Annotated in this window: 1 protein-coding gene and 1 pseudogene; both read left to right on the top strand. The window is 44.1% G+C overall.

Features of this window, described 5'->3' with window-relative positions; all coding sequences use genetic code 11:
• Positions 1 to 784, top strand: a 784-nt coding sequence (locus tag ACWHAR_RS22955; protein ID WP_452087930.1) for a sporulation-delaying protein SdpB family protein, incomplete at its 5' end; no start/stop codon positions are given.
• Positions 781 to 1,065 (top strand): annotated as a pseudogene (locus ACWHAR_RS22950) (sporulation delaying protein family toxin); the annotation flags it as partial. The gene ACWHAR_RS22955 and the pseudogene ACWHAR_RS22950, both read left to right, overlap by 4 nt.

Genomic DNA, 1,065 nt, shown 5'->3' with positions numbered 1-1,065 from the left:
CAGCGGGATCAGCAGCTATCCAGCTTGTAAAATGAATCTCAGTCTCTTTTGCCTCGGCGAAAATAACTATATGATGTTAAATCTTTTCAGGTGGGTCTGCATTGTCATTCTGGTGCTTGTTGTCATTGGCTGGCGCCCCAGAATCACCGGGGTTCTGCATTGGTATGTCAGTTACAGCCTGCAGTCATCTCTGATCGTCATCGACGGAGGCGAGCAGGCAGCAGCCGTCATGACCTTTTTATTGCTTCCCATCACGCTGACCGATCCGAGAAAATGGCATTGGAGTACGAGACCTATAGAGGGCAAAAGAACACTTGGAAAAATAACAGCTTTTATTTCTTATTTTGTGATCAGAATCCAAGTGGCGGTGCTTTATTTTCACTCTACCGTCGCTAAGCTGTCTCAGCTGGAATGGGTGGACGGAACGGCCGTCTATTATTTCGCCCAGGAAAAAACCATAGGCTTCAACGGCTTTTTTCAGGCGTTAACGAAGCCAATTGTAACAAGTCCGTTCGTGGTGATTCCGACATGGGGAACGCTGCTGGTTCAAATTGTCATCTTCGCGGCGCTGTTTGCGCCGAAGAAGCATTGGAGATTGATTTTGATTATCGCTGTTTTTATGCATGAGATTTTTGCAGTCATGCTGGGCCTTATCAGTTTTTCCATTATCATGGCCGGCATTTTGATATTGTATCTCACTCCTATCGATTCCACGATTCAATTTACATATATTCGCAGACTGTTGTGGAATAAAAAACACAAGAAGGGAGAGGTTTCAGTTTGAAGAAGGCGTTTCTAGTTTTTTTGTCGGTTGTATTGGTGACGACTGTGTTTTTGGTAAAGCAGCAAGAAAGTGTGGCACAGGCAAAGCAGCTTGAGTATTCAGGTGAGGAAATTTTCAAAGGCTTTGTGTTTGCCCAAGGGGAAGTTGGCAAACAGCTTCCAGAGGTCTTTAATAAAGCGATGACAGACAAACTCAACACAAAACAGGCAAAGGCTTTTGCCAATCAGGTTGTCGCTGATATTAAAAAAGAGGATGCTGACTTTTTTGATAACCTGAAGAAA

This window comes from Bacillus sp. LR--39 (assembly GCF_053613335.1).
The sequence above is the reverse complement of the archived record's forward strand: the minus strand, read 5'-3'. Positions and strand labels throughout refer to the sequence as shown.